Source organism: Streptomyces sp. NPDC005866, from assembly GCF_040629895.1.
Lineage (GTDB): Bacteria > Actinomycetota > Actinomycetes > Streptomycetales > Streptomycetaceae > Streptomyces.
Genome location: NZ_JBEXWP010000006.1, coordinates 168,327 through 193,357, shown reverse-complemented (window position 1 = coordinate 193,357; position 25,031 = coordinate 168,327). Strand labels below are relative to the sequence as shown.

Genomic DNA, 25,031 nt, shown 5'->3' with positions numbered 1-25,031 from the left:
CTGGACCGCCGCCCGCACTCCGTCCAGGGGCCCTCGAAGGACCGTGGCGGAAACCCGCCCGGGCGCCTTCCCGCCAGCACCGCTCAACACCCGTGCAACACAAGCACCGTGACACTCTTCGGAGCACTCGACGCACCTGATCGCACCCTACGAGAAGAGGCGTGGATGAGAAGACGACGACGAACCAGCGGGCGTGGGGCGACCCTCCTGTCCGCGGGCCTCGTGATCGGCCTGCTCCCGACGACAGCGACAGCGACGGCAGCCGTAGCTACTGGCTCGCCCACCAGCGTCACCACCGTCACCACCGTCACCCTGGTCACCGGCGACAAGGTCACCGTCACCGGCGTGGGACAGGGCAAGAAGACGGTCACCGTCCAGCGCCCGCCCGGCGCCACGGGGGCCGTCCGCACCCAGGTGGACGACGGCGACATCACCGTCGTACCCGACGAAGCCCTGCCCTATCTGCGCCAAGGCACCCTGGACCGAAGGCTGTTCAACATCAGCGGGCTGATCCGGCAGGGGCTCACCGACGCCAGGAGCGATGCTCTGCCGCTGATCGTGACCTATGCGAACAAGGCCGTCCCGCTGAGCGGCGCGGAGCGGACCCGGGCCCTGCCCAGCCTGCGCGGGGCCGCAGTCGACGCCGGCAAGGGGCGCGCCTTCTGGCGGACCTTCACGGCGCACAAGAGCCTCGGCAAGGTCTGGCTCGACGGACGCGTCAAGGCCACCATGGCCGACAGCAACGCACAGATCGGTACGGCCGCCGCCTGGGACGCCGGCTACACCGGCAAGGGCGTCACCGTCGCCGTCCTCGACACCGGTGCCGACCTGACCCATCCCGACCTGGCCGGCCGGGTCAGCGCCACCAGGAGCTTCATCGACGGCGAGGACATCGCCGACCGCAACGGCCACGGCACCCACACCACCTCCACCGTCGGCGGCAGCGGAGCCGCCTCAGACGGCAAGGAGAGGGGCGTCGCGCCCGGGGCCACGCTGGCCGTCGGCAAGGTGCTCAGCGACCGGGGATCGGGCAGCGAGTCGCAGATCATCGCGGGCATGGAGTGGGCCGCCCGGGACGTGCGCGCCAAGGTGATCTCCATGAGCCTGGGCTCGACCGAACCCAGCGACGGCACCGACCCGATGGCCCAGGCCGTGAACACCCTGTCCGCCGGGACCGGCGCCCTGTTCGTCGTCGCCGCGGGCAACACCGGCGCCGCCTCCTCCATCGGCTCGCCCGGCGCCGCCGACGCTGCACTCACCGTCGGCGCGGTGGACGCGAGCGACCAGGCGGCCTACTTCACCAGCGCGGGCCCCCGGTACGGCGACAACGCCCTGAAGCCCGACCTCTCCGCCCCCGGCGTCGGCATCCTCGCCGCCCGCTCCCAGCTCACCTCCGGCAGCGGCTACTACACCACCATGAGCGGTACGTCGATGGCGACCCCGCACATCGCGGGGGCGGCCGCGCTGCTCGCCGAGGAGCACCCCGACTGGACGGGCGCACAGCTCAGGGACGCCCTGATGTCCACGTCGAAGCAACTCGACGCCTCCGCCTATGTGCTGGGCGCGGGACGGGTCGATGTCGCCGATGCGGTGAGCGCGCAGCTCACTGCGACCGGCAGCGCCGACCTCGGCTTCTACAGCTGGCCGTACGACGCGGACAAGCCGGTGACGAGGACGCTGACCTACACCAACACGTCCGAGGAGGACGTGCGGTTGAGTCTGACGGCGCGGGGCGCCCCGGACGGCGTCGTCACCCTCGCCGACTCCACCCTCACCGTCCCCGCGCACGGCGCCGTCTCCACCACCGTCACCGGAGACGGCGCCGACGCGGCGGTCGGAAACACCAGCGGGCAGATCGTGGCTGCGCTCGCCGGAACCGGGACCCCGCTCGCGCACACCGCCTTCGGGCTGGTCAAGGAGGAGGAGCGGTACACCCTCACTGTGCACGTCAAGGACCGGGACGGCGCCGCCACCGCCGCCGACCTGACCGTCCAGCGCCTGGCCGAGGGCTCCGACGCGTTCCCCGCCCAGGTCGGCGACTCCGGCACCCTCAGGCTCCGCCTCCAGCCCGGCACCTACAGCCTCACCTCCTTCCTCGACGTACGCGGCAGCCACGGCGCCGACTCCCTCGGCCTCGGCTTCCTCGCGGCCCCCGGGATCACCCTGGACCGGGACCGCGAAATCACCCTGGACGGACGACGGTTGAGAGAGATCAAGGCCGTCGCCGAGCGGCGCACCGAGACCGATCAGCTCCTCATGGAGTACGACCGGAACGCGAACGGCACCGACCTCTTCGGCGCGGTCCAGGTGCCGCTCACCTACGACAGCGTCTTCGCCGCGCCGACCGCGAAGGCAACCCAGGGCACCTTCGAGTACCGGACCGTGTGGCGGCTCGCGAAGCCCTTGCTGGAGGTGAAGGGGATCGGTGAGGCGACCGTGCAGTCGGGTGGGACGCTGATCGAGGGGCGCAGACGGCTGCCCCTGGTCGACGTCGGCGACGGACCCTTCCCCGGCACGGTCTACGGCAAGGCGGTCCTCGCCCGTCTCGCCGACGGCGCCGATCCGTCCGCCCTCGCCCAGGCCGCGCAGGACGCGGGCGCCAAGGCACTGTTCGTGACCGATGACGCGCCGGGCCGGCTGATGGCCTGGTGGGGCACCGACGACAACGCCGACCGGCCTCTCCAGACAGCCACGGTGAACGAGGCGGACGCGGCCCGGCTGCGGGCGGCCGGCCGGGTGGACATGACCGGGACCCGCAACTCGCCCTATGTGTACGACCTTTCGGAGGGCCACCGGGGCGCGATACCGGACCGGGACCTGACCTACGCGCCCACCCGCCGCCAACTCGCCGCCCTGGACGTGAGCTTCCACGCCCCGCGGCCGGTCGGCGGCGGCGAGTTCCGCTACTCGATCACCGACGCCTTCCCGATCGGCCTCGGCTTCCAGCAGCGGGTCGACTTCCCGGCCGAGCGCACCGACTACGTGTCCACCGGCCCCGGCCAGCTCTGGCACGAGTCGGTGACCGCCGCCGACGGCGCCCTGGAGGAGCGCGGCGGACTGGTGACGTACACCGGCGGATCACGGCCGACGCTGAACTGGTTCCGCCCGGTGTGGCATCCATGGCTCGGCACCGGGCTCGGCTGGGGCCAGCAACGCGCCGGCCACCAGATGCAGTTCAACACCCCGGGCTGGGGCGACTCCGGGCCCGACCACACCGGCTTCGGCGACGTGTGGAGCCAGGACAGCGGGATGACCCAGCGGACCTCGGTCTACCAGGACGGCGCACTGGCCGACCGGCGCACCGGCTCCGCGGCGTATGTGTGGGACGCGCCCGCCGACGAGTACACCTACAAGGTGGTCACCGACACCACCCTGGACGCCGGCCGATGGCGGCTCGCGACCCGGGGCCACGCCGAGTGGACCTTCCGGTCGGCGGCCACCCCGGACGACCACTGGACCTACCTCCCCCTGATCAACCTCGCCTTCGACGTCGACACCGACCTCGCGGGGGACGTCCGGGGCGGCCACCGGGTCCCGGTAGGGATCAGCGCCTCGTACGTGGCGGGGGCGAGCGGGACCGGGACCCTCGGCGGCGGCCGTCTCGAGGTGTCGTACGACGACGGCGCCTCCTGGCGGAACGTCCCCCTCACCCACGCCGTACGCGGTGTGCTCGCGGTGCCGCGCGACGCCGCGTACGTCTCCCTGCGCGCCTCGGCGAGCGACGACCGGGGCGGCTCGGTCACCCAGGAGATCGTCCGGGCGCTGGGAGTGAAGTGACTCAGGGCTGGGGGTGACCCATGATGCCCCGGATCACCCCCAGCTCCACCAGGTCCTGCGGCCGGATACGCAGCTGGCCGGCGGTGGCCTCGACCTCCTGCGGGGGCCGCTTGAGGATCGCGGCCGCCAGCTCGGGGGCGATCACCGAGAAGTAACTGTCGGGCGTGGCCCAGGTGTTGCCGGGCGCGGCCAGGGCCAGCGCCCCGCCCGAGCCGCCCTCGCCGATGACGAGGGTGGTGACCGGGGTCCGGGCCGCCGCCACCGCGCCGAACAGCTCCGCGATCGCCGCGCCCGCGCCCTGCCGTTCCGCCTCGGCGTCATTGGCGGCGCCCGGGGTGTCGACGAGGGTCAGCACGGGGATCCCGAGCCGGTCGGCGAGCCGTATCAGACGGGTGGCGGTCCGGTACCCGGCGGGCCGGGTCGCCGTGCCCGTCTGCGCGGCGAAGGCGATGGTACGGCCGTCCCGCTCGCCGAACCCGCACAGCATCCCGCCCGGATCCGCGCCGCCGCACCGGTCGCCGACGAGGGCGGCCCGGCGGTCACCGAAGCAGGCGTCCAAGTAGGCCTGGGCGCGCGGCCGTTGCGGAGAGCGGGCGCGCTGGACCGCCTGCCAGCCGGTGGCGGGCAGCCCGGTGTCACCGAGGGCGGCCGGCGGGTCGGCGGGGGTCGTGGACGGCGCGGTCAGCAGCCGCAGCCACAGCCCGAGCGATGCCTTCAGCTCCTCCAAGGGCACCACGGCGTCCACCGCACCCACCGCGAGCTGCGCCTGGGCCGTGTAGGCCGCCGGGTCCGCGTCCGGCGGGCGGACCCGGGAACCCGCGAAGCCCACCTGCGCTCCGGGCAGCGCCAGGACGACATCGGCACCGGCGCCCAGGGTGGCCCAGCCGCCGCCGGTCGTCGGATCGCGCAGGACCGCGATCTGCGCCAGTCCCGCCTCCCGGGTGAGGGCCGACTGACGGGCCACCCGCTGCAGCTGGGACAGGGCGAGCATGCCCTCCTGCATCCGGCTGCCGCCGGTGGCGACCAGCGGGACGACCGGAAGCCGGTGGGCACGGGCATGCGCGTACGCCGCCTCCAGCCGGTCCCCGGTCCGCTCGCCCAGCGAGCCGCCGAGGAACCCGAACTCGAAGACGATCAGCACGGCCGCCGTGCCCTCGACGCGCGCGGTGCCGGCGACGACGGACTCCTCCTCGCCGGTGCGCTCGGCGGCGCGGGCGCGCGAGGCGTCGTAACCCTGCCAGCCGAGGGGGCCGTCGGGCCGGAACTCCCGTGCCGGATACCGGAGTTCGGCGAAGGTGCCGGGATCGGCGACGAGGTCGATGAACTGCCGGGCGGAGAGCCGTACCGGCCAGTTCTCAGACACCCAGGGCCCGCTTCATGATCTTCCCCATGTCGTTGCGGGGAAGGGCGTCCAGGTAGCGGACGACACGGGGACGCTTGTGCGGGGCGAGCCGACCGGCGACATGGTCCGCCAACTCCCGCTCCCCGGGCGGGGACTGCGGATCGGCCGGGACGATCCAGGCGACGATCCGCTCGCCCAGGTCAGCGTCCGGCTCCCCGGTGACGGCGGCCTCCCGCACCCCCGGATGCTCGAGCAGCGCGTTCTCGATCTCACCGGCCCCGATCTTGTAACCGCCGCTCTTGATCAGGTCGGTGGCCTTGCGGCCGACGATCCGCACATAGCCGTCCGGCTCACGCACGGCCATGTCACCGGTCCGGAACCAGCCGTCGGCGGTGAAGGCGGCGGCGGTGGCGTCGGGCCGGTTGAGGTACTCGGTGAACAGGTTCGGACCGCGCACCTGGATCTCCCCGACGGTCTCCCCGTCGTACTCCGCGATCGCCGTCCCGTCCTCCTCGACCAGCCGCAGCTCCACACCCGGCAGCGGCACCCCCACGGTCCCCGCCCGGGCCTGACCGTCCGCGCGCACACTGGTGTTCATCAGCGTCTCCGTCATGCCGTACCGCTCGACGACCCGCCGTCCGGTGGCCGCCGCGATCCGCTCGTGGTCGTGGACTGGCAGAGCGGCCGAGCCGGACACCAGCAGCCGGGCCCGGCCGAGGGCCCGCGCCAGTTCGGGGTCGGCGGGCAGGGCCTCGGCGATGCGGTGGTACATGGTCGGGACGCCGAACAGCATGGTCGCGCCGTCGTTCATCTCGCGGGTCACGCCGTGGGTGTCGAACCGGCCGAGGTGGCGGACACTGCCGCCGCGCCGCAGCGGCCCGAGGATCCCCAGCACGAGCCCGTGCACATGGAACAACGGCAGCCCGTGCACCAGTACGTCGTCCCCGGTCCACTGCCAGGCGTCGGCGAGCGCGTCCAGGGTCGCGGCGAGCGCCCGGCGCGGGATGACGGCGCCCTTGGGCGGGCCGGTGGTGCCGGAGGTGTAGACGACCAGGGCGGGGTCGCCGTCCGTGCCGTGTTCCTCGGGCACCGGGCCGGTGGCGTCCGCCTCGACGTCGATACGCGGCAGGACGGCGAGGGCGGAAGGGAGCTGGGCCCCCGGGGCGGCCAGCACCACCGCCGGCGCGCTGTCGGAGAGGATGTGCGCGAGTTCCTTGTCGCCCGACTTGGGATTGAGCGGTACGGCGGCCTTGCCGGCGAGAAGGGTGCCGACGACGGCGACGGCCGTCTCCAGTTCCGGGGTCGCCCACACGGCGACCCGGCCGGCGTCCCGGACCCGGCCGGCGAGCGCGCCCGCGGCGGCGGCGAGCTGCCCGTACGTCAACGACCGTGCGCCGAACCGCAGGGCGACCCTCCCCCAGACTTCGTCCGGGGGGACCCCCATCTCGCTGCGCTCGCCCGGACCGTCCACCAGGGCCGGAAACAGAAGGGACACGCGACGACTCCTCACCGGTCGGAACCTCGACAGCCTCTTCCTACACCAGGCACCGCACTCCTGAATCACCCCACCCGCACTCCGGCCACCGACACGTCGCTCGCCTTCCAAGGAGAGCGACACGGAGCGGTACGGCGCTGCCGAGGAACAAGAACGCGAAGCTGGGACGGGTGCGGCACCGGGGCCGGGCGGGAGGTTCGATTCACTACCCCGGATGAACCCCCGGCATATGCCGAACGTGCCCCAGTGGCGCGACCTACCGTCCCTCCCATGGTCAGCTCATCCCACGAGGCGATGCACCGCATCTTCCAGGAAGATCCGAGCGTGTTCGCCCGCACCTTCCGGACCCTCGACCTCCCCTTTCCCGACCCGGTCTCCGTGTCCCTGCTTCCCACGGACCTGACCGAGATCAAGCCCACGGAACGACGTGTGGACACCCTCCTGAGGATCGACACCGCCTCGGGCGACAGTCACCTCCTGATCGTCGAGGCGCAGGGAAGGAAGAAACACGACAAGCCCGTCAGCTGGGCCTACTACGCCGCACACCTGTACGCGAAGTACGGCATTCCGCCGGTCCTCCTCATCACATGCCAGGACCGGGCCACGGCCGACTGGGCGTCGAAACCCTTCGTCCTGGGCCCTCCCCAGTGGCCCACGCTCACCCTGCGGGCACTCGTCCTGGGGCCACACAACGTGCCCGTCATCACCGATCCGTCCGCCGCGGCCCGGGACATCCCGCTCGCCACCCTGAGTGCGGTCACGCATGGTAAGGATCCGAACGCCCCTGCCATACTGAAGGCCCTGGCCGTGGCGCTGAAGACCGTCGACGAGGACACCGCGAGGATCTTCGCCGAACTCACCGAACTCGGCCTGGGAACCTCCCCGGCCGGCGAGACCTGGAGGAAACTGATGGCTGTCGACCTCTCCTTCTTCCGTTCCGTGACCTCTCAGAGGCTGAGGGCCGAGGGGCGCGCTGAGGGGCGCGCGGAGGACATCCTGCTGATCCTCGCGACGCGGGGCGTCGAGGTCCCCGAGTCCGCGCGCGAGCGCATCACCACCTGCGCGGATCCGGACCTGCTCCGCAGCTGGCTCACCCGAGCCGTGACGGCCGAGACCGTGGAAGCCCTGTTCACTGAAGCGGCCCCCGGAGACGCCGACGCGCACTGAGGTTCCGACGACCGTGCTCAGGTCGGGCGCGAGCCACACCTCCACCGCCCGAAGGGCGGGGTGTTCCAGCCAGTGCAGTCGCGCCCGGTCCGGCTTGCCCTCGTGGAGGGGTGGCCACTCGGGTGTCGGGGTGAAGTCGTCGAGGACGACCGTGCCGCCGGGGGTCAGGAGGTGCTCTACGGCCGCGGGGTGATCGCCGGGTGCCTTGCCCCGGCCGCCGCCGTCGAGGACCAGCAGGTCGAACGGGCCGTAGGCCTCGATGTCCCGCCAGTCTCCGTGGAGCACCGTCACCTCGGGGTGCACCTCGAAGACCCCGCCGGCCACACGGGCCCGCTCTGCGTCCCGCTCGACACTGAAGAGCCGCACACCGGGCCGGGCCCCGGAGGCCAGCCAGGCCAGCCCGACGCCCACCCCGGTCCCGGTCTCCCCGATCCGCCCGGACACCCCACCGGCGAGCACCTGCAACAGCCGCCCCTGCTCGGGCCGACAGGAGTAGGGGGAGCCCTGGGCACGCGCGGCACCGAGGGCACGCCGGACAAGGGGCGGGGGGTCGGCGAGGCCGGTGTAGGAGCCGGTGCCCAGTTCGGTCATGCGGGACTTCCCACCGCGCGAAAGGGGGCCGACGTGGTTGCGGTGTGGCCGGCGTGGGTGGTTAGCCTGCGGCGGAACGGAAAACGGTCGTCACCAGGACAAGGGAGCTCAACCGTGCCCCGAATAGCCCTCGCCACCTACGATCCCGGCGCGAAGCCGAGCAAGGACCAGGACCTGCCGGTGCTGCTGCGCGCGCTGACCGCCGCGGGGGCGGACGCCGTCGCCCGTCCCTGGGACGACCCCGACGTGGAGTGGGGCGGCTTCGACCTGGTCGTCATCCGCTCCACCTGGGACTACAGCTGGCGCGCGGCGGAGTTCGTGGCGTGGGTGGAGCGGGTGGGGAAGGCGACGCGGATCGCGAATCCGGCCGCCGTCGTGCGGTGGAACGCCGACAAGCGGTATCTCGGTGATCTCGCGGCGGCCGGTGTGCCCGTCGTGCCGACCCGGTATCTCGCCCCGGGCGATCCGGTGGAGCTGCCTTCCGACCGCGACTTCGTCGTCAAGCCCACCTTCGGCGCCGGTGCCCGGTTCGCCGCCCGCTACACGCCCGACGAGCAGGAGACGGCCGTACGGCACCTGGCCCGGATGCACGACGAGGGGCTGACCGCGATGGTCCAGCCGTACGTCTCCGGGATCGACGTCAGTGGTGAGCGGGCGCTGCAGTTCTTCGGCGGGCGGCTGCTGCACGCCAGCCGCAAGCGTGCCGTCCTCACCCGGGGCACGGCGTACGACGCGGACAAGGTCGCCCACCCCGATCTTGAACCGTGGACCCCGGCCGCTGCCGAACTCGCCGTCGCGGAACGCGCGTTGGCCGCCGTACCGGACGCGCCGGAGCTGCTGTACGCCCGGGTGGACCTGGTCGACGGGGCGGACGGGCAGCCGCGGGTGATGGAGCTGGAGCTGGTCGAGCCGAACCTGTTCCTTTTCCGGCACCCGGGGTCGGTGGACGCGGTGGCCGAGGCGATCCGCACCGCGGCCCGCGGCTGACGGCCCTCACTCCTCGACGACCGCCGTGCGCTGCAGCAGGCCCCAGGTGAACTCCGCGACCACCTGACGGCCGTCCGGCACCTTGAAGGTGAGGCCCCAGCGGGTCGGGGCCGTGCCCTCCAGGGGGCGGGCGGGGGCGAAGGCGCGGGCGGCCTCGTCGACCGTGCAGGACCAGGGGGTGAGGTCGTCGAGGGTCTCCAGCTTCGGGGCGGGCGCGCCGGGGGCGCGGACCAGCCATTCGTTCCAGACCGCGCCCCCGGGGCCGACCAGTACCTCGAAGCGAAGGGTGGGCCAGAGGGGGAGCGCCCACTGCCAGGCCATGCACTCCAGGTCGCCGACGGTGCGTTTGGTCTCGGAGTCGGGCGGGCCGAGCACCGAACGGTAGCGGCCGGCCGCGGACCGGGAACGCGGCGAGCGGGCCATCGCCTGCCAACGCTTGTTGGCCTCGCGCATGTCCGCGATCGACGCGCCCAGTTCACGCCGGGCGTCCTCGACCAGATCCGGATTGTGGTCGGCCATACGGCGCAGCAGCACCAGCTGGAAGTCCAGTTGCATGGCACCCATGGTGCACATGCCGGCACCCGGCTGGTTCCCGGCCATTGCCCGCGCAATCCTCGATGGCTAGCCTGTGTTCGTCATGCCGATCGCCTGTTGATATCTCGAACGGCTCCGCAGCTCCGACGATATCTGGCGCTTAGACCCAAGGGAGGGGGCCGGAGTGGGACGCCTCGTGCCTGCCGTGACCCGGGCTCTCGACATTCTTGAGCTCTTCCTCGACGGGGACGGGACTCTCTCCGCCCCCGACATAGTGCGCAGACTCCAGCTGCCGCGCACCACCGTGCACGAACTGGTGACGACGCTCTCCGCCCGGTCGTACATCGTGCCCGTACCCGGACAGCCCGGACGATACCGGCTCGGCGTCCGCCCGTACCAGCTCGGCAGCCGGTACGCCGAGCAGCTCGACCTCGCCGCCGAGGGCCAGCAGGTCGCCCGGTCCGTCGCCGAGACCTGTGACGAGACCGTCCATGTGGCGATCCTCGAAGGCACCGACGTCATCTACATCGCCAAGGTCGACTCCACGCACGCGGTCCGCATGGTCTCCGCCGCCGGCCGCCGCCTCCCCGCCCACTGCACCTCGGTCGGCAAGATGCTGCTGGCCTCGCTGGCGGAGCAGGAGCTGACCGCGCGCATCCCGGACGACGCCGACCTCGTCGCGATGACCCCGAACAGCATCACCGAGCCGGGCGCGCTGCGTGAGGCCCTCGCCGAGATCCGCGGGCGCGGCATCGCCGTGGAGAGCCGGGAGTCCAACCCGGACGTCTCCTGTGTCGCCGCGCCGGTCCGTGACCGTACCGGCCGGGTCGTCGCGGCGCTGTCCATCTCCGTCCCGATGATCCGCTGGAGCGACGAGCGCCGCGGCGAGCTGGAGCAGCTCGCGGCGAAGGGTGCCGCCGAACTCTCCGAGCGCCTCGGCCACCGGAGCGTGGCATGACGACGGCGTACGAGGTCGCGGTGGCGGCGGAGGCGACGCTGGGTGAGGGCCCGACGTGGGACGCGGCGGCCGGCCGCCTGATCTGGATCGACATCCTCGGCTCCCGCATCAACACGTACGACCCGGCGACCGGCCGCCGTACGACCCGCACGACGGACCAGCACATCGGCGCGGTCAAGCCCCGCGCCGACGGCGGCCTGGTCCTGAACCTCAGGGACGGCGTCGCCCTCCTCGACCCCGACGACAGCTTCCGCTGGCTCCACCACGAGCCGGTCCCCGGCCGCCGCGCCAACGACGCGGCCGTCGCCCCCGACGGCTCCCTGTGGGCGGGCACGATGCGCTACGACGAGGCGACCGGCGGCGGCACGCTGTCCCGGGTGACCGGTGACGGCTCGGTCACGACCTTGCTCCCCGATGTCACGGTCAGCAACGGCACCGGCTGGAGCCCGGACGGCAGCCGCGTCTACTACATCGACACGCCGACACGCCGGGTGGACGTCTTCGACTACGACGGCGAACTCCCTGCCAACCGGCGCCCGTTGGTGACGATCGAAGAGGGCGCCGGTTTCCCCGACGGTCTGACGGTCGACGCGGACGGCTGTGTGTGGGTGGCGCTGTGGGACGGGGGAGCGGTGCGCCGCTACACGCCGGACGGCGACCTGGACCGGGTGATCACTCTCCCGACGCCGCGTACGACGGCCTGCGCGTTCGGCGGCGCCGACCTGACCGACCTGTACGTCACGACGGCGAGGGCGGGCCTGGACCGCCCGCATCCGACGGCGGGTTCCCTGCTGGTGATCCCGGGCGCGGGGAAGGGCGTGGCCCAACCGGCGTTCGCGGGGTAGCGGTTGGCACGGCTGTGGTCACCGGCAGCCGCTGTCACTCATGTACGGCGACGCTCCTCGCCCGTACCGCCGCCCGCGAGGGTCCGCTGTACGGGGTCGAGCGGGGAGCGGCGCGGGTGCTCGACGTACGGCCGGAGGGCGGTCGCCAGCCGGTACCCGAAGTCGTCGGCCTCGGCCTCCTCGATCTTCCGGGAGCCGTTGCGCGCGGCCACCGTCAACGCCGTGTCCCGCCAGCCTGGTTGACCGGCCAGCGCGCGTGCCGCCTCCGGGCCGACCCCGTGCTGATGCCGGCGGCCGGTGTGCAGATGCCACAACTCATGGCCGAGGATGACCAGTTGCTGCAGGGCCTCGGCCCGCTCCTCCACGATGACCAGGTCGAAGTCGTGGAACTCCACCCACAGCCCGGTGACCTCGATCTCGTCGGGGAACCGCTCGAACCGCAGTTCCACCGGCCGCCCGGCGCGCAGCGTGGTCATCTCCTCGCACAGCGCCCAGCACAACTCGTGCACTCCGGCGGGCTGTTGGGGCCGGGCGCGGACGGCGGCGGCGAGGTCGGCGGCGAGGACGCGCATCCGTGCGTCCGGCCGGGAGTGCCGCGGCCTCGCGGAGATCCGGGCCCACCGGTGCCGCGCGCCGGCCAAGTCCATCGCTCCCCCTTCACACCGCCCCACGGCGGTCACCGCGCCGCGTCGGCCCGACCGAGATTACGCGTCCGGGTGTGTCCGCGTCATGCGATCCGACGTCGGTAGTTCATATGAGAACAACCGTCGCGTGCAGGAAAGTCACGCCGGACCCATTGACGCGGAAGCGCTTCGAATTTACGGTCCCGTTCGAAGTTACGGGCGCAAGTCGATATATCGAACAATCGGGTCATTGGCTCACCCCCCACGGAGCACCAGCACGAGTACGACCACGAGCACGACAGATCCCCGAACGTAAGGGCAGGCAATGGGACGACCTGGCCTCAGTCGCAGGCAACTACTGGGCACAGCCGGAGGGTTGGCGGTGGCCGCGAGCTTCGGCTTCGCGGCTCTCGGCACCGGCACCGACGCGCTCGCCTCCACCGCGCGCACCCGCGTGCGTTATTGGAACCTCTTCAGCGGCGGCGACGGCTACGGCTACCGCCGCGTGGGCGCGATCAGCCCCCACGCACCGGCACCTGACGGCCGGGGGAGTCCACCCCCGCCACCGGCACTCCTCCGGCCGCACTCCCCAGCAACTCAAGGCGCACCGCCCCAGGTCCGACCTCAGTCGTCCCATCCGAAAGCACGGCCAGCGCCAACGAGTTGGCACCCCGAGTCCGCAGAATTCCGTTCGGCAGTACGAACGTCCGCTGCGGCCCCACATCATTGATGCACTGCCCCAGGTTCCACCCGTTCAGAAAGATCTGCACCCGATAGGCCCGCGCCGGATCGTCCTCCAGCACCAGCCCCACCGACGCGTCGATCCCGTCCGGTACGGCCAGTCGGAAGCCGGTCCGGTACCAGGTGACGCCCATCCCCTTGTCCGAACGCGGAAGTTCGACCCGCTCCCACTCCCCGTCGGCGAAGCCGGGCAGATGCCAGCCCTCCCGCTCCCCGTACAGCCCGCCGTTGTTCTGCGGCCCCCGCACCGGGTCGGGCGCGGCCTCTCCCTGGATCCGCCAACTCACCTTCGGGGAAGCCCCCTTGAAGGTCACGGCGGTCAGTCCGCGAGCCACCTTGTGCGTATCCAGGGACTTGCCGTCCATGTCGTGCTGCATCCGCCGCACCAGCACGGACAGCACACGCTGCCGTTTCTTGCGCTGCTTCTTCTTCAACCCGGCGACGGAGAACTCGGCCGTGGCCGTCCAACTCCCCTGCCGGACCGTCTTCGCGTCGGGCACCGGCATCCGGTGCGAACCGAGCGGCTTCCCGTCCAGCCAGGCCATCAGCATGCCCTGCGTGCCCGTGCTGTAGGCGAGGGAGATGGACTGCAGGTCCTCGAATCCGCCGTCCACGCGCCCCCGGTACCAGACGTCCCCGTAGTGGAAGCCGTAGTCGTCGGCGAAGAGCACCGGCTGACCGTCCGGCACGGCTGTGGTACTGAACGACGTCTTCTTGTCCGCGACCGTCCACTTCGAGTCGTCGAAGCCCACCGCCGACTCGGGATTCTCGGTCTTGCGGCGCCAGCCGCCCAGCTCCGGCAGCGCCGGCTTGGGCGCCCCCGCCAGATCCGACTCCGCGACGAGGCTCTGCGAGAGGCTCACCCGTGTCCGCACCGGCCGCCCGTTCCAGGTGACCGCCGAGACCCCGCGCGGCCCCCACACCTCCAGGCCGCTCTCCTGGACCGTGTCCCCGGTGAGCTGCACGGTCGACCCGCTGATCCTGGCGTGCCGCAGCAGCGCCGGACCGTAGACCAGCAGGGTGCCGGACGGGGTGTCGTACGGGAACAGCCGTACCGAGGTCGCGTCGTCGGCGAAGAGAAGCAGCAGCGGGGTGTCGGTCTCGCCCCGCTGGACCAGGACCCGGGTGAGTCCGCCCTGGCCGAGCGGCACGGTGACGTGCAGGACGCCCCGGTCGTACACCCAGGCCGCCTCGGCGTCGAGGCGGGTGACATACGGCTCGGTCGGGCACTCCAGCACCAAGTGCGCCATCTCGCCGTACCGGCCGGTGAACACGGCGATGTCCTGCCGGCCGGCGGTGAGCACGGCCATCGGCTGGGCGGTGGCGTACCGCAGCTTCCGCCTGCCGAGGGAGAGTCCGGTGGTGATGAGCCGGGCGTCCTTGGCCGGGACGGTGACCTCGATGTCGTCACCCCCGTCCCGCTTCAGGGTCGTCAGGGTGGACGTCACCTCGCTCGTACCGTCGTTGCGCAGCACGTACACATGCGCCCGGGTGTCCGGGTTGGTGAGGTGGTACGCCTTCAGCCCGTCCGCGCGGACGTCCGCCGCGCGCTCCAGTTTCGCGAAGTCCGGGACACGCTGGAGGAGATGGCCGAGCTGGTGCATCGGCGCGATCTTCGGCGTGACGTTGCGGGCCTCGTCGATCGCCGCACCGTAGTCGTACGACGTGTAGACGACCGGCGCCGGCAGCCAGCCCCACGTGGTGCCGCCGTACGTCATGTAGACGTTGTGGAGGGTGAGGCCGTTGGCGAGGTTGGTGAGGTAGAAGCGGCGTTCGTAGGCCGCGTCCCGGGTGCGCCGGGACTCGGCGTAGCCCTTGCCGCCGAACTCGACCCCGCCCCACGGGTCGAACCAGCCGCCCCCGAACTCCGGCACGAACCCGGGCGTACGGGGGCTGGCGGTCGCGCCGCCCTTGAGGCCGCCGATCCCGAAGTCGCCCCAGTCCGGCGGGGTCCGGGAGGGAGCGGGGTAGCCGTCGAAGCCGTACAGCCACTTCCCGGTCTCGCCGCCCGTGTCGAAGGAGCCCGGGATCCAGTAGCCGTTGCGGCCCTTGTCGTTGTGGAAGAGGGGGACGTCGATGCCGTCCGCCCGCACCTTCTTGTACAGGTGGGACATGTAGGCGGGGCCGGCCGGGTCGGCGACGTGGCCGTCGTACTCGTTCTCGATCTGGTACAGCAGGACGGTCCCGCCGCCGTCCGTGTGCTGGTGGCGGCGCACGATGCGGTTGACGGCCGTCAGCCACGCGTCGACGTGCCCGAGGTACGTCGGGTCGGCGGTGCGGGCGGAGCCCTCCGTGGCGGTGAGCCAGCCGGGGAAGCCGCCGGCGTCGACCTCGGCGTTGACGTAGGGGCCGGGGCGGAGGATGACGTACAGCCCGGTCTCCGCGGCCGTGCGCAGGAACAGGTCGAGGTCGCGGACGCCGGTGAAGTCGTATGTGCCGGGCGCGGGGGAGTGGTAGTTCCACGCCACGTAGATGCTGACGGTGTTGTAGCCGTGCGCCCGCATCTTCTCCAGCACGTCCCGCCACAGGGACGGGCTCGGCAGGCGGAAGGGGTGCAGTTCGCCGGACCACACCACCAGCCGCCGGCCGTCGACGACGAGGGAGTAGTGGTCGTAGCCGATCGCGTGCCGCCGCCCGTCGGCGCCCGGCGGGGCGGGGGCCGGGCCGGTCGGCACAGTGCGCGCCGCGTACGCCGAGGGCGCTCCGGGGCCGCCGCTGCCGCCCAGGGCGAAACCGAGCGCGGCCGAGCCGGCGAGGGCACTGAAGGTACGTCTGCTGAGCGCCAAGGGATCCTCCCGGGCGATCTTACGGGGCGCGGGTGCGGCCATTGTCCACGGGAGTACGCCCCACAATGGACGCATGAGGATCTCGGCACGAGCGGATTACGCGGTACGGGCGGTACTGGAGCTCGCCGTACGGCAGGACGAAGGCCCGGTGAAGGCCGAGGAGATCGCCGGGGCGCAGGACATCCCGCACAAGTTCCTGGAGGGAATTCTGGGTGACCTCCGGCGCGCCGGAATCGTCGCCAGCCGGCGCGGCGGGGGCGGCGGCTACCGGCTGGCGCGGGACGCGTCCGCGATCACCGTGGCGGACCTCATCCGTGCGGTCGACGGCCCGATCGTCTCGGTACGCGGCGAACGCCCGACGGGTCTGGCCTACACCGGCACAGCCCAGCCGCTCCTGCCCCTGTGGATCGCGCTCCGCGCGAACGTCCGCAGGATCCTCGAAGGCGTCACCGTGGCGGACATCGCGGCGGACGCGCTGCCGGAGCCGGTACGCGCACTGGCCGCGGAACCGGCGGCGTGGGAGAACCCGTGACGGACGTGAGAGCCATGCACGGGCGGCTGTGAAATCCGGTGTTGTGAATGGCCGGAGTTCGCCCTGACCGGTCGGCGTGGGGGTTCCTACGATGCGAGCGCCCCGGTCTTCACAGGAAACTCACAGGTCCTTCAAAGATGAACCATGAGGGTCGTGAGGGTCCTGACGACCGAGGGTGTCACCCCCCACTCGATCACCGAACCGGAGAAACCATGAGACGTGGACTCCTGCTCGGCGGAGCGCTCGCCGCGCTGCTCACCGCCGGGTTGCCCGCCCAGGCCAAGGCCTCGTCGTCGCCCGTCTTCGACGACCCGCCGCCGGACAAGATCGTGATCAACGTCGCCACGGTGAACGGCTCCGGCTGCCCGCAGGGCACCACCGCCGTCGCCGTCTCGGAGGACAACCAGGCCTTCACCGTCACCTACAGCGACTACCTCGCCCAGGCCGGCGGCGACTCCGACCCCACCGCCTTCCGGCGCAACTGCCAGCTCAACCTGGTCGTTCACGTGCCGCAGGGCTTCACGTACGCCGTCGCCAGCGCCGACTACCGCGGCTTCGCCTCCCTCCAGCAGGGCGCCACCGGTACCGAGCGTGCCTCGTACTACTTCCAGGGCTCGTCCAACACGGCTGCCGCGAGCCACCCCTTCAGGGGCCCCTACGGCGACAACTGGCAGGCCACCGACACCACCGACTGGGCCCAACTCGTGTGGGCGCCCTGCGGAGTCCAGCGCAACTTCAACATCAACACGGAGCTGCGGGTGACCGCCGGGAGCGCGAACCCCGGCAAGGTCAGCTTCATGACCATGGACTCCACCGACGGCGACATCAGCACCGTGTACCACCTGGCCTGGAAGGAGTGCCCCAAGTAGCCGTCACGGGCCTCACAGGCTCCCCGGGCGGACCAGGCCGGTCCGCTTGACCCCGCCAGGACCGGCGTGACCTCGATCGTCGCGACGGCCACGAGCAGGTTGGCCGAGCCGGTGGTCGCCGAGGCGAACCTGACCTGTGGATGGCGGCTGAGCCGCCGGCCGGTCTCCTCCAGGCCGCCGGGGGCCACCGTCATCCACAGCAGCGCCTCGGTGCGGATGCCCAGCCGGGCGAGATCGACCTCGGTCGCGAGCCGGACGACCATCCCGTACGCCAGCGCCTCCAGGCGCCGGCGGGCGGTCAGCGTGGAGGTGTCGGCGCGGCGGCCGAGCTCCGTGTAGGAGGCTCGCCCGTCCTCGACCAGCCCGGCGATCAGCTGGTGGTCGACCAGCTGCTTGACACCGCCCGCGGCCACCTCGCCCGCCGCCGCACCGGCCCACGAAGGCGCTGCTATCCCAGGAACAGCGGTAGCCGCGCGCCCGGTTCGCCCAGCACCGCCCTCTCCGCGTCCGTCGGCGCGCGCCGGCCCGTGCCGATCAGCAGCGCGTCGGTATCGGACAGCGACGCGGGGAAGGCGGCACCCGCGATCTCCTCCAGCATCGCCCGGGACGCGGCGAGGGTCTCCGCGGGCGGCTGCGGCGCGGACGGGAGGTGGGCGACCAGGTCCAGATGGTGCAGGGTCCACTCCAGGACGTACGCCGTCAGATAGTCGGCCACCGTGAGGACCTGGTCGCGGGTACCCACCCGGACGGTCTTGTCGGCGAGCTGGGCCGCTCGCCCGGCCGCCGAACCCACATCGTCCAGATGGAACTTGAGCAGCCACGGCTCCTGGTAGGCGGCGGCGAGCCGGACGGTGAGGGCGTCCAGCGGGTCGTCACCGGTCGGCGGGGCCCCGGCGATCTCCCAGTACGTCACCGCGTTCCGCGTCGGCTCCGCCTCGGCCGGTGTGGCCAGGGTGATCAGGACGTCCTGGGCGTCGATGACCAGGTGGCAGACCAGGTCCCGTACCAGCCACCCCGTGCAGCCGGAGGGGCGGCTGAGGTCCTCGTCCGGGAGGTCCGCCACCGCGGTGCGCAGCGCCGTCCATGAGCGTGAGAAGAGATCCACGCCCCGCAAGCTAGCAAGGGCGCTCATCACCTGCTTGACGCCATGGTGCGGAACGTGTTCCGGTACGCCTGCGGGGACACCCCGATCGCCGCGTGCAGGTGCTGCCGCAGTGACGTGCCCGTCGCGAAGCCGACCTGCGCCGCGATGCGGTCGATCGCCAGGTCGCTGGTCTCCAGAAGATGACGGGCCCGGTGCACCCGCTGCTGGATCAGCCAGCGGCCGGGGCTGACGCCGGTCTCGTCCTGGAAGCGGCGCGCGAAGGTACGCCGGCTCATCCGGGCATGCTCCGCCAACTCCCGCAGGGCGAGCGGACGTTCGAGGTTCTCCAGGGCCCAGGCCCGGGTGGCCGCCGTACCGCTCTCGCCCTCGTCCGGCACCGGCTGCTCGATGTACTGCGCCTGGCCGCCATCCCGCCACGGCGGTACGACACACAGCCGGGCCACGCTGTTGGCGACCGCGCTGCCGTGGTCGGAGCGGACGATGTGCAGACAGACGTCGACGCCGGAGGCGGCGCCCGCGGAGGTCAGGACGTCACCGTCGTCGATGAACAGCACATCGGGATCCAGGGCGACCTGGGGGAACATTCGCCGGAACCGGTCGGCCAACGCCCAGTGCGTCGTCGCGGGCCGCCCGTCGAGCAGCCCGGCCGCCGCGAGCGTGAAAGCCCCCGTGCAGATGGAGACGATCCGGGCGCCGGGCCGGATCCGGGCGAGCGCGGCGGCCACCGGCCCGGGCAGCTCGTCCGAGATCCGCGTCATGTCGTACGGCGGTACGACCACGGTGTCCGCGCTCTCCAGCGCCTCGGGCCCGTGCCCGAGGGTGACCGTGAAGTCGGAACTGGTGGCCACCGTACGGTCGTCGGTCGCCGCGCAGGTCAGCACCTCGTAGGCACCGGGCACGCCGGGGAAGACCCGGTTCGGGATGCCGAGCTCGAAGGGGTAGACACCGTCGAGGGCGAGCACGACGACCCGGTGGGGCCGGGTCGTCAGGAAGTCGATGGCGGGCATGGCACGATTCTATCGCCCGCCACCTATGTGGCCACCGCGCGCTCGCCCTGCGGCGATCCTGGCAGGCAGGGGGTTGGCGAAGGCGCGGACCGGAAACGCGTTTGACCCCTGTTGGCGCCCGGTGGTCGGATGCCGTCCATGAGTGCAGGGCAGATGCATCCAGGTATGCACCCCATCGACGACGGCCTTGTACGACGCTTGATCGCCGGGCGGTTTCCCCAGTGGGCGGGGCTGGCGGTGCGGCGGTGGCCGTCCGGTGGCACCGTCAACGCCATGTACCGGCTCGGCGACGACATGGTCGTGAGGCTGCCGCTGGTGAAGGGCGGCGCCGAGGACGTGTCGAGGGAGCGGGAGTGGCTGCCCCGTCTCGCGTCCCACCTGCCCGCGCGCATCCCCGAGGTGCTCGGGGCCGGGGAACCGGCCCAGGGGTATCCGTGGCCGTGGTCGGTGTACCGATGGCTGCCGGGGGAGCATCCCGAACCGGCGGCCCTGAGCGAGCCGGTGCGACTCGCCGAGGATCTTGCCGCGTTCGTGGCGGCGATGCGGAGCATCACGCTGCCGGCCGCGCCGAGGGCACACCGGGGCGGGCCGCTCTCCTCGCTCGACACGCAGACCCGGGCGGCGATCGAGGAACTGCGCGGTGTCCCGCAGGAGGACGTCGACTGCGATGCCGTGGCCGCCGTGTGGGAGGAGACGCTGCGGGTCCCGGACCGGGACGGGCCGCCGGTTTGGCTGCACGCCGATCTGATGCCGGGCAACGTGCTGCTCGACGGCGGCAGACTGGCTTCCGTCATCGACTTCGGATGCGCGGGGGTGGGCGACCCGGCCTGCGATCTCTTCCCGGCGTGGAATCTGCTGCCCCCCGAGGGCAGGGAGGCCTTCCGCGAGGCACTGGCGGTGGACGACGCGACCTGGATCCGCGGCCGGGGCCGGACACTCTCGCAGGCGCTGATCGCGCTGCCGTACTACCGCATGACGAACCCCGCGATGGCACACAACGCCCGGCATGTGATCCGGGCGGTACTGGACGAAGCCTGAGGAAGCCGGGGCTCACCCAGCGGCGTACGTGAGGAAGTCGGCCCAGGCGGTGGGGGAGAGGGCGAGCTGGGGGCCCTCGCGGTGCTTCGAGTCGCGGATGTGGATGGTGGTGGGGCAGGTGGCGACCTCGACGCAGTCGCCCTCGCTCCCACTGCTGTAGCTCGACTTGTGCCAGGAGAGGGCGACTTCGATGCAGTTGTCGCCGGATCCGCTGCTGTAGCTGCTCTTGAACCAGGCCAGGCCGGACGTGCTCATAGGTCCCCTCGCATCCGCTGCAACAGGCTCACGGAATCCTCGATGGTGAGAGCCTGTGAACGAATCCTGGCATACCTGCTCTGCAGCACGCTGACCACTTGAGGGTTGGCGATCATCTGTCCGTTCTCCTGCCCTTCGCTGTAGCCGAACCACTTGTGCTCGGGGGTCTCCAGCAGGGCGATTGGCCCGTGCAGTCCGGCGTGCGACTTCTGAACCAACGGCATGATCTGGATCTCGATGTTCCGCAACTGAGCCATTTCCGGAAGGCGTTCGATGGCCCCGTGCGTCACCTGCGCCCCGCCGGTCTGACGGAGGAGAGCGTGCTCTTCCAGGATGAAGCTGAAGGCGGTGTTCGGTCGATCCCGCAGCAGCAGTTGTCGCTCGGCACGCGCCGTCCAACTGGCCTCGATCTGTGCGTCGGACAGCGGCGGAAGCTCGTCGGCGAACAGTTGTCGTGCGTAAGCCTCCGTCTGCAACAAGCCCGGAATCATCCTGCACTCGTAGTTGAACAGACTGATCGCTGCCTTCTCCATCCGCGCCCACTGCCGAAACCAAGCCGCCAACCCCGGTTGCCGCATCAGATGTACGGCCGCCCGCCGCAAGGCTCCCGTATTCCCCAGCGCCTCCTCCGACGCCTCCACGAGGGACTCGTCCGGCATCCGCCTCCCCAACTCCACCGAAGCCACGGTGTGTTTCGAGAACCGCACCCGTTTCGCGAACTCCTCCCTGCTGAGCCCCGCGTGCTCGCGCAACGCCTGGAGCACCGTTCCGAAGGTCCGCAGACTGTCCGACGACTCCGGCTCCACTCCATCGCCCACGTACGCCACCTCCACCCCCCCCCATGGTCACGGCCAGTCATCAGTACGGTCCAGTCCGTGACCGCGTACGCGGACTCAGCGTACGCGGCTCCCACCTGGAGAAGTGCCGCTTCCAGGCGGCAGATTGGGCGCATGGACGCTCCCCCCACCGCCGTCACCGTGAGTCGAACACTCGCCCAGCGGCTCAGTGCCACCCCGCGTGGCGCCCGCCTCGCCCGCCATCTCGCCGTGGCTCAACTCCACGCATGGGGCGGCCCGTTCGCGTCGCCGGAGGTCGTCGACAAGGTCGAGCTGATCGTCGCGGAACTCGCGGCCAACGCCGTGACGCACGGCCGGGTGCCCGGGTGGGACTTCGAGCTGCGGCTCTCCCTGGTGACGGGTAGCGTGCGCGTCGAGGTGACCGACACCCTGGCCGAACGGCGGCCGCCCGCACCCGGGGTCGTACGGCCGCCTGGGCCGCTGGACGACGGCGGGCGCGGGCTCGTGCTCGTGGACGCGCTGGCCGACCGGTGGGAGGTGCTGAGCAGGGACTGCGCCGACGCACCGGGCAAGACCGTACGGGCCGAGGTGGACCTGCCGTTCCGGCGCAGACCCTGAGTCAGCCGGCGACGCCGAGGGTGAGCGTGCCGGTGTAGCCGGTGACGGTCATCAGGCCGGAGGAGGCGCCTCCGTCGTCGTAGATGGAGTCCTGGTCGCGCCGCACCGCCGCCACCGGCGACGCCGACGTGAGGGACCCGGCGAACGCCACCCGGCCCAGGCGCATCCGGACAACCTCGACTCATGAGTCCGGGGGAGCCGCCGTAAAGCCGCTGGATGCGCTCGCCGGGGCGATGCCAGCTGCCGGTGCGCTGCTCCCAGCGTCGAAGCCGTTGGTCCCGGATGGCAGGTGTGGCGGACATGGCACGCCGTTGTGGCATCGAGCCCGGTACGGCGGTCACGGCGGCATGCGCTTCGCCCCCGAGGGAAGGCGAAGGACCCGGCAGCGCGGGCAAGACGAAGCGAGGCTGTGATCCGCATGGGACCGCGGCCACGTAAGGTCCCCTGGGCCACGGTGACTCGTGGCGACGGGCGAACACGGGGGCAGGACATGGAATACCGGCGCGCGGTGATACCGGCGGTGGCGGGCGGGCTGATGGTGACGCTGCTCCTGTGGTGGGCGGGGGCGAGCGCCGACGCGCTGCATCTGGAGGGCGCCACCGAGGTTCTCGGCTACGAGGCCGTCGCCCGCCTCCAGAGCTGGCTGCTGCCCTGGGCGTACGAACCCTCCGGCGGGACCGCGGGCGGGTACCTCGACGGGACCGGCGCTTCCCGTTATCTCGGCCTGCACCACACGGCGATCCAGATCCGCTTCGCTGCCGTGTTCGTCTTCTACGCGGCCGGGGCGCTCCTCCTGGTCCGGCGGCTTCCCCCGGAGCGTGGCCGGACGTGGGCCGCCCTGCTCGCACTGTGGGCCTGGGGCCTGGTGGCGGCGACCCTGGCGGTGACGGTGTCGGCCCCCTGGCTCATCGCGGCCGGGGGGCACGGCAGCTACCGGTTCCTGCCGCAGCTGGCGTCTTTTTCCTCGGCCGGGCGGCCGATCGTGGTGCCGGTGGCGCTGGCCGGGGCGGCATGGACGGTGCTCGTGGCGCGGCTGGCGTTGAAGGGCGCCGAGCCCCAGCCACGCGAAAACGTTCCGGCGCGGCCCGCCCTGCTGGCCGCCACCGTCGGAACCGCGGTGGTCGCGGTGTCCCTGGTCGTCCTGTCGTACCAGTCGAACGCCGCCACGCTCCAGACGGCCTTCACGGGCGGCGGGCTGCTCGCTGAACCGGGTGACCTGCTGCGCCAGTGGCTGCTGCTCGGAGCCTGGTCCGGTCCGGCCGGCACACCGCTCGGCGACTGGCTCCTGTACCGCCTCGGGGACGTCCTGCTCCTCGCCGTGGTCTGGTGCGTCCTGCGGTGGCTGCCCGGGCTGCTCACCCGGGTGTCCGTCCCGGCGATGGCGGCGTGCGGGATCTGCGCGGTCGTCCTCGGGCTGCTGGCCGAACAGGCGCTGCGCATGGCGAGCGACGGGACGCAGATGCGTTCGGGGCTGCTGTATGTGGCGTCCGGCCTCGGTGAGGGGGTGACCGCCGCACTGCTCTGGGGCGTCCTCGCGGGCGTCGCGGCCACCGTGACCCTGCGGGCGGCCGACGCCCGTACCACCTCACCCTCCGGCTGACATACGGACAGCACCAAGGCGGACGCCGTGACGGTCCCCCTCGGCCTGCACTTCGCGGTCCCGCCGATGCACCTGGTCGTACTCCGGCCGGAGGCATGGACTAGGCGTTCCGACATCGGCGGTTCACCTGGACGAAGAACCCTTGGCAGGCCATGTTTCCCCGGTGGCACCGAGCCCGTTGGTAGCGTCGGCGCACCCCGTCCCGTCCGACCGAGAGAGACCTGATGTCCCCGACGATCCGCAGGGCCGTGATCCCCGCCGCAGGACTCGGCTCCCGGCTGCTGCCGCTGACCAAGGCCACGCCGAAGGAGATGCTCCCGGTCGGTGACAAACCGGTGATCGAGCACACCGTGCGCGAGCTGGTGGACTCCGGCATCACGGACATCACCATCGTCGTCTCGGGCGGGAAGAGCCTGATCCAGGACCACTTCCGGCCCAACCCGGGGCTCGTGGAGCAGCTGCGCCGCGACGGCAAGACCGCCTACGCGGACGCGGTCGAGGAGGTCGCCGAGCTGGCCCGCCGCGGTCACATCACCTACCTCGACCAGTACGGCCCGTACGGCAACGGCACGCCCGTGCTGAACGCCGCCCGCTCCTTCGGTGACGAGCCCGTCCTGGTGCTCTGGCCGGACGACGTGTTCGTCGCCGACGTCCCCCGCTCCCAGCAGCTGATCCGCGCCTACGAGCAGACCGGCTGCCCGGTACTGGCCCTGCTGCCGATGGACCCCGCCGACTCCCAGCGTTACGGCGTGCCCATCGTCAAGGAGGACCTCGGCGACGGCCAGTTGCGCATCACCGGCCTGGTCGAGAAGCCCGCGCCGGCCGACGCGCCGTCCCCGTACGCGGCCATCGGCGGTTACGTCATCACCCCCGGCATCATCGACGAACTGCGCGAACAGACCCGCCGCTGGTACGAGCACCGGACCGGCGAGGTGTACCTGACCGACGCCATCAACGCCTACGCCGCCAGCCGGGCCGTGTACGGACAGGTCATCCAGGGCCGCTGGTACGACACCGGCAACCCGGCCGACTATCTCGTCGCCCAGATGGCCTTCGCCCTCGCCCACCCCGAGTACGGGCCCGTCCTGCGCGGCCTCGTCCGCGGGCTCGACGAGGAGCTGGAGGCCGCGCCGCATACGATATGATCGTTTCAGCGCTGGCCGCCGTAACCACCGGTGGCCGGGCTTGCGTTGGTGGTCCAAGGAAAGACGCCCCGCTTCCTGCGGGGAAATGCAGGTGCAAGGCCTGCCCGGCGCTCCATCCGGTGCCCGTCCGCGTTCCGTGTGGACGGGCACCGTGCCGTTGTCAGAACCCCGCAGGGGTAAGCGCCCGTAAGGGGCGCGGGGAACTGCGCGACCAGCCAC

At 71.9% G+C, this 25,031-nt stretch carries 22 protein-coding genes and 3 pseudogenes; 13 read left to right on the top strand and 12 right to left on the bottom strand.

The annotated features are described in order from the left end of the window. Window positions 1–165: 165 nt before the first annotated feature. Window positions 166–3,777, top strand: a complete 3,612-nt coding sequence (locus tag ABZ396_RS11735) for a S8 family serine peptidase (RefSeq protein ID WP_358919833.1) — start codon at window positions 166–168, stop codon at window positions 3,775–3,777. Window position 3,778: 1 nt separating this feature from the next. Here the strand turns inward: ABZ396_RS11735 and ABZ396_RS11730 are convergent, their stop codons facing one another. Beyond that, entirely contained in the window at window positions 3,779–5,140 is a 1,362-nt protein-coding gene (locus tag ABZ396_RS11730; RefSeq protein WP_358919831.1) for a carboxyl transferase domain-containing protein, read from the bottom strand. Then, entirely contained in the window at window positions 5,133–6,563 is a 1,431-nt protein-coding gene (locus tag ABZ396_RS11725; RefSeq protein ID WP_358919876.1) for an acyl-CoA synthetase, read from the bottom strand. The genes ABZ396_RS11730 and ABZ396_RS11725 overlap by 8 nt, the downstream gene beginning before the upstream one ends. 321 nt (window positions 6,564–6,884) lie before the next feature. Here ABZ396_RS11725 and ABZ396_RS11720 point away from each other — a divergent pair, with 321 nt between their 5' ends. Further along, window positions 6,885–7,781: a hypothetical protein gene (locus ABZ396_RS11720; protein WP_358919829.1), complete on the top strand. Its 897-nt coding sequence runs from the start codon at window positions 6,885–6,887 to the stop codon at window positions 7,779–7,781. Between the two features lie 144 nt (window positions 7,782–7,925). Here the strand turns inward: ABZ396_RS11720 and ABZ396_RS11715 are convergent. Then, window positions 7,926–8,372: pseudogene (locus ABZ396_RS11715) on the bottom strand (SAM-dependent methyltransferase); the annotation flags it as partial. 114 nt (window positions 8,373–8,486) lie between these two features. Here ABZ396_RS11715 and ABZ396_RS11710 point away from each other — a divergent pair. After that, a complete protein-coding gene (locus ABZ396_RS11710) occupies window positions 8,487–9,359 on the top strand; it encodes a hypothetical protein (protein WP_358919827.1) in 873 nt (290 codons plus the stop codon). A 6-nt stretch (window positions 9,360–9,365) separates the two neighbouring features. Here ABZ396_RS11710 and ABZ396_RS11705 read toward each other — a convergent pair whose 3' ends face one another. Further along, window positions 9,366–9,959, bottom strand: coding sequence for a hypothetical protein (locus tag ABZ396_RS11705; RefSeq protein WP_358919825.1), 594 nt, complete (start codon window positions 9,957–9,959; stop codon window positions 9,366–9,368). Window positions 9,960–10,077: 118 nt separating this feature from the next. Here ABZ396_RS11705 and ABZ396_RS11700 point away from each other — a divergent pair, with 118 nt between their 5' ends. After that, window positions 10,078–10,851: an IclR family transcriptional regulator gene (locus ABZ396_RS11700; protein WP_358919823.1), complete on the top strand. Its 774-nt coding sequence runs from the start codon at window positions 10,078–10,080 to the stop codon at window positions 10,849–10,851. Beyond that, window positions 10,848–11,696 (top strand): SMP-30/gluconolactonase/LRE family protein, encoded by an 849-nt coding sequence (locus tag ABZ396_RS11695; protein ID WP_358919821.1) that lies wholly within the window; start codon window positions 10,848–10,850, stop codon window positions 11,694–11,696. The genes ABZ396_RS11700 and ABZ396_RS11695 overlap by 4 nt, the downstream gene beginning before the upstream one ends. 38 nt (window positions 11,697–11,734) lie before the next feature. Here the strand turns inward: ABZ396_RS11695 and ABZ396_RS11690 are convergent, their stop codons facing one another. After that, entirely contained in the window at window positions 11,735–12,343 is a 609-nt protein-coding gene (locus ABZ396_RS11690; RefSeq protein WP_358919819.1) for a toxin-antitoxin system, toxin component family protein, read from the bottom strand. A gap of 301 nt (window positions 12,344–12,644) precedes the next feature. On the opposite strand from ABZ396_RS11690, the pseudogene ABZ396_RS11685 reads away from it, so the two are divergent. Continuing rightward, window positions 12,645–12,812 (top strand): annotated as a pseudogene (locus ABZ396_RS11685) (sugar transporter); the annotation flags it as partial. Window positions 12,813–12,834: 22 nt separating this feature from the next. Here ABZ396_RS11685 and ABZ396_RS11680 read toward each other — a convergent pair. Beyond that, complete coding sequence (locus tag ABZ396_RS11680) at window positions 12,835–15,846, bottom strand: beta-galactosidase (RefSeq protein ID WP_358919817.1); 3,012 nt, start codon at window positions 15,844–15,846, stop codon at window positions 12,835–12,837. A gap of 73 nt (window positions 15,847–15,919) precedes the next feature. Here ABZ396_RS11680 and ABZ396_RS11675 point away from each other — a divergent pair, with 73 nt between their 5' ends. From ABZ396_RS11675 to ABZ396_RS11665, 3 genes are all read left to right on the top strand, one after another. Further along, a complete protein-coding gene (locus ABZ396_RS11675; protein ID WP_358919815.1) occupies window positions 15,920–16,378 on the top strand; it encodes an Rrf2 family transcriptional regulator in 459 nt (152 codons plus the stop codon). A gap of 212 nt (window positions 16,379–16,590) precedes the next feature. Continuing rightward, window positions 16,591–17,247 (top strand): DUF4360 domain-containing protein, encoded by a 657-nt coding sequence (locus tag ABZ396_RS11670; RefSeq protein ID WP_358919814.1) that lies wholly within the window; start codon window positions 16,591–16,593, stop codon window positions 17,245–17,247. Window positions 17,248–17,313: 66 nt separating this feature from the next. Continuing rightward, the gene (locus tag ABZ396_RS11665) at window positions 17,314–17,586 is read left to right on the top strand and encodes a hypothetical protein (RefSeq protein ID WP_358919878.1); all 273 of its coding nucleotides are present in this window, start codon (window positions 17,314–17,316) and stop codon (window positions 17,584–17,586) included. Here the strand turns inward: ABZ396_RS11665 and ABZ396_RS11660 are convergent. From ABZ396_RS11660 to ABZ396_RS11650, 3 genes and pseudogenes are all read right to left on the bottom strand, one after another. Beyond that, a pseudogene (locus ABZ396_RS11660) lies at window positions 17,574–17,660 on the bottom strand (hypothetical protein); the annotation flags it as partial. The gene ABZ396_RS11665 and the pseudogene ABZ396_RS11660 overlap by 13 nt on opposite strands. A 35-nt stretch (window positions 17,661–17,695) precedes the next feature. Next, the gene (locus ABZ396_RS11655; protein WP_358919812.1) at window positions 17,696–18,352 is read right to left on the bottom strand and encodes a maleylpyruvate isomerase N-terminal domain-containing protein; all 657 of its coding nucleotides are present in this window, start codon (window positions 18,350–18,352) and stop codon (window positions 17,696–17,698) included. 26 nt (window positions 18,353–18,378) lie between these two features. Then, on the bottom strand, window positions 18,379–19,359 hold the full coding sequence (locus tag ABZ396_RS11650) for a helix-turn-helix domain-containing protein (protein WP_358919810.1): 981 nt from the start codon (window positions 19,357–19,359) through the stop codon (window positions 18,379–18,381). A gap of 138 nt (window positions 19,360–19,497) precedes the next feature. Between ABZ396_RS11650 and ABZ396_RS11645 the strand changes: the two genes are divergently transcribed. Further along, window positions 19,498–20,397 (top strand): aminoglycoside phosphotransferase family protein, encoded by a 900-nt coding sequence (locus ABZ396_RS11645; protein WP_358919808.1) that lies wholly within the window; start codon window positions 19,498–19,500, stop codon window positions 20,395–20,397. A 12-nt stretch (window positions 20,398–20,409) separates the two neighbouring features. Here ABZ396_RS11645 and ABZ396_RS11640 read toward each other — a convergent pair whose 3' ends face one another. Beyond that, the gene (locus ABZ396_RS11640) at window positions 20,410–20,652 is read right to left on the bottom strand and encodes a DUF397 domain-containing protein (RefSeq protein WP_358919806.1); all 243 of its coding nucleotides are present in this window, start codon (window positions 20,650–20,652) and stop codon (window positions 20,410–20,412) included. Beyond that, on the bottom strand, window positions 20,649–21,470 hold the full coding sequence (locus tag ABZ396_RS11635) for a helix-turn-helix transcriptional regulator (RefSeq protein ID WP_358919804.1): 822 nt from the start codon (window positions 21,468–21,470) through the stop codon (window positions 20,649–20,651). The genes ABZ396_RS11640 and ABZ396_RS11635 overlap by 4 nt, the downstream gene beginning before the upstream one ends. 132 nt (window positions 21,471–21,602) lie before the next feature. Here ABZ396_RS11635 and ABZ396_RS11630 point away from each other — a divergent pair, with 132 nt between their 5' ends. Then, entirely contained in the window at window positions 21,603–22,067 is a 465-nt protein-coding gene (locus tag ABZ396_RS11630; protein ID WP_358919802.1) for an ATP-binding protein, read from the top strand. Between the two features lies 1 nt (window position 22,068). On the opposite strand, the gene ABZ396_RS11625 is transcribed toward ABZ396_RS11630, so the two are convergent. Further along, window positions 22,069–22,233 carry a hypothetical protein gene (locus ABZ396_RS11625; RefSeq protein WP_358919800.1) on the bottom strand — a complete coding sequence of 55 codons (165 nt, stop codon included), beginning with the start codon at window positions 22,231–22,233 and terminating at the stop codon, window positions 22,069–22,071. A 324-nt stretch (window positions 22,234–22,557) separates the two neighbouring features. Here ABZ396_RS11625 and ABZ396_RS11620 point away from each other — a divergent pair, with 324 nt between their 5' ends. Further along, window positions 22,558–23,667, top strand: a complete 1,110-nt coding sequence (locus ABZ396_RS11620) for a hypothetical protein (RefSeq protein WP_358919798.1) — start codon at window positions 22,558–22,560, stop codon at window positions 23,665–23,667. Between the two features lie 224 nt (window positions 23,668–23,891). Next, window positions 23,892–24,812, top strand: coding sequence for a UTP--glucose-1-phosphate uridylyltransferase (locus ABZ396_RS11615; protein ID WP_358919796.1), 921 nt, complete (start codon window positions 23,892–23,894; stop codon window positions 24,810–24,812). Window positions 24,813–25,031: the final 219 nt, after the last annotated feature.

Bases quoted from the DNA above. Each gene is read 5' to 3' on its own strand.
- ABZ396_RS11690 (WP_358919819.1), bottom strand. From the start codon at position 12,343: ATGGACTTGGCCGGCGCGCGGCACCGGTGGGCCCGGATCTCCGCGAGG.
- ABZ396_RS11620 (WP_358919798.1), top strand. From the start codon at position 22,558: ATGGAATACCGGCGCGCGGTGATACCGGCGGTGGCGGGCGGGCTGATG.
- ABZ396_RS11695 (WP_358919821.1), top strand. From the start codon at position 10,848: ATGACGACGGCGTACGAGGTCGCGGTGGCGGCGGAGGCGACGCTGGGT.
- ABZ396_RS11675 (WP_358919815.1), top strand. From the start codon at position 15,920: ATGAGGATCTCGGCACGAGCGGATTACGCGGTACGGGCGGTACTGGAG.
- ABZ396_RS11705 (WP_358919825.1), bottom strand. From the start codon at position 9,959: ATGGCCGGGAACCAGCCGGGTGCCGGCATGTGCACCATGGGTGCCATG.
- ABZ396_RS11630 (WP_358919802.1), top strand. From the start codon at position 21,603: ATGGACGCTCCCCCCACCGCCGTCACCGTGAGTCGAACACTCGCCCAG.
- ABZ396_RS11670 (WP_358919814.1), top strand. From the start codon at position 16,591: ATGAGACGTGGACTCCTGCTCGGCGGAGCGCTCGCCGCGCTGCTCACC.
- ABZ396_RS11625 (WP_358919800.1), bottom strand. From the start codon at position 22,233: ATGCGCCTGGGCCGGGTGGCGTTCGCCGGGTCCCTCACGTCGGCGTCG.
- ABZ396_RS11735 (WP_358919833.1), top strand. From the start codon at position 166: ATGAGAAGACGACGACGAACCAGCGGGCGTGGGGCGACCCTCCTGTCC.
- ABZ396_RS11615 (WP_358919796.1), top strand. From the start codon at position 23,892: ATGTCCCCGACGATCCGCAGGGCCGTGATCCCCGCCGCAGGACTCGGC.
- ABZ396_RS11725 (WP_358919876.1), bottom strand. From the start codon at position 6,563: ATGGGGGTCCCCCCGGACGAAGTCTGGGGGAGGGTCGCCCTGCGGTTC.
- ABZ396_RS11645 (WP_358919808.1), top strand. From the start codon at position 19,498: ATGAGTGCAGGGCAGATGCATCCAGGTATGCACCCCATCGACGACGGC.
- ABZ396_RS11650 (WP_358919810.1), bottom strand. From the start codon at position 19,359: ATGCCCGCCATCGACTTCCTGACGACCCGGCCCCACCGGGTCGTCGTG.
- ABZ396_RS11640 (WP_358919806.1), bottom strand. From the start codon at position 20,652: ATGAGCACGTCCGGCCTGGCCTGGTTCAAGAGCAGCTACAGCAGCGGA.
- ABZ396_RS11720 (WP_358919829.1), top strand. From the start codon at position 6,885: ATGGTCAGCTCATCCCACGAGGCGATGCACCGCATCTTCCAGGAAGAT.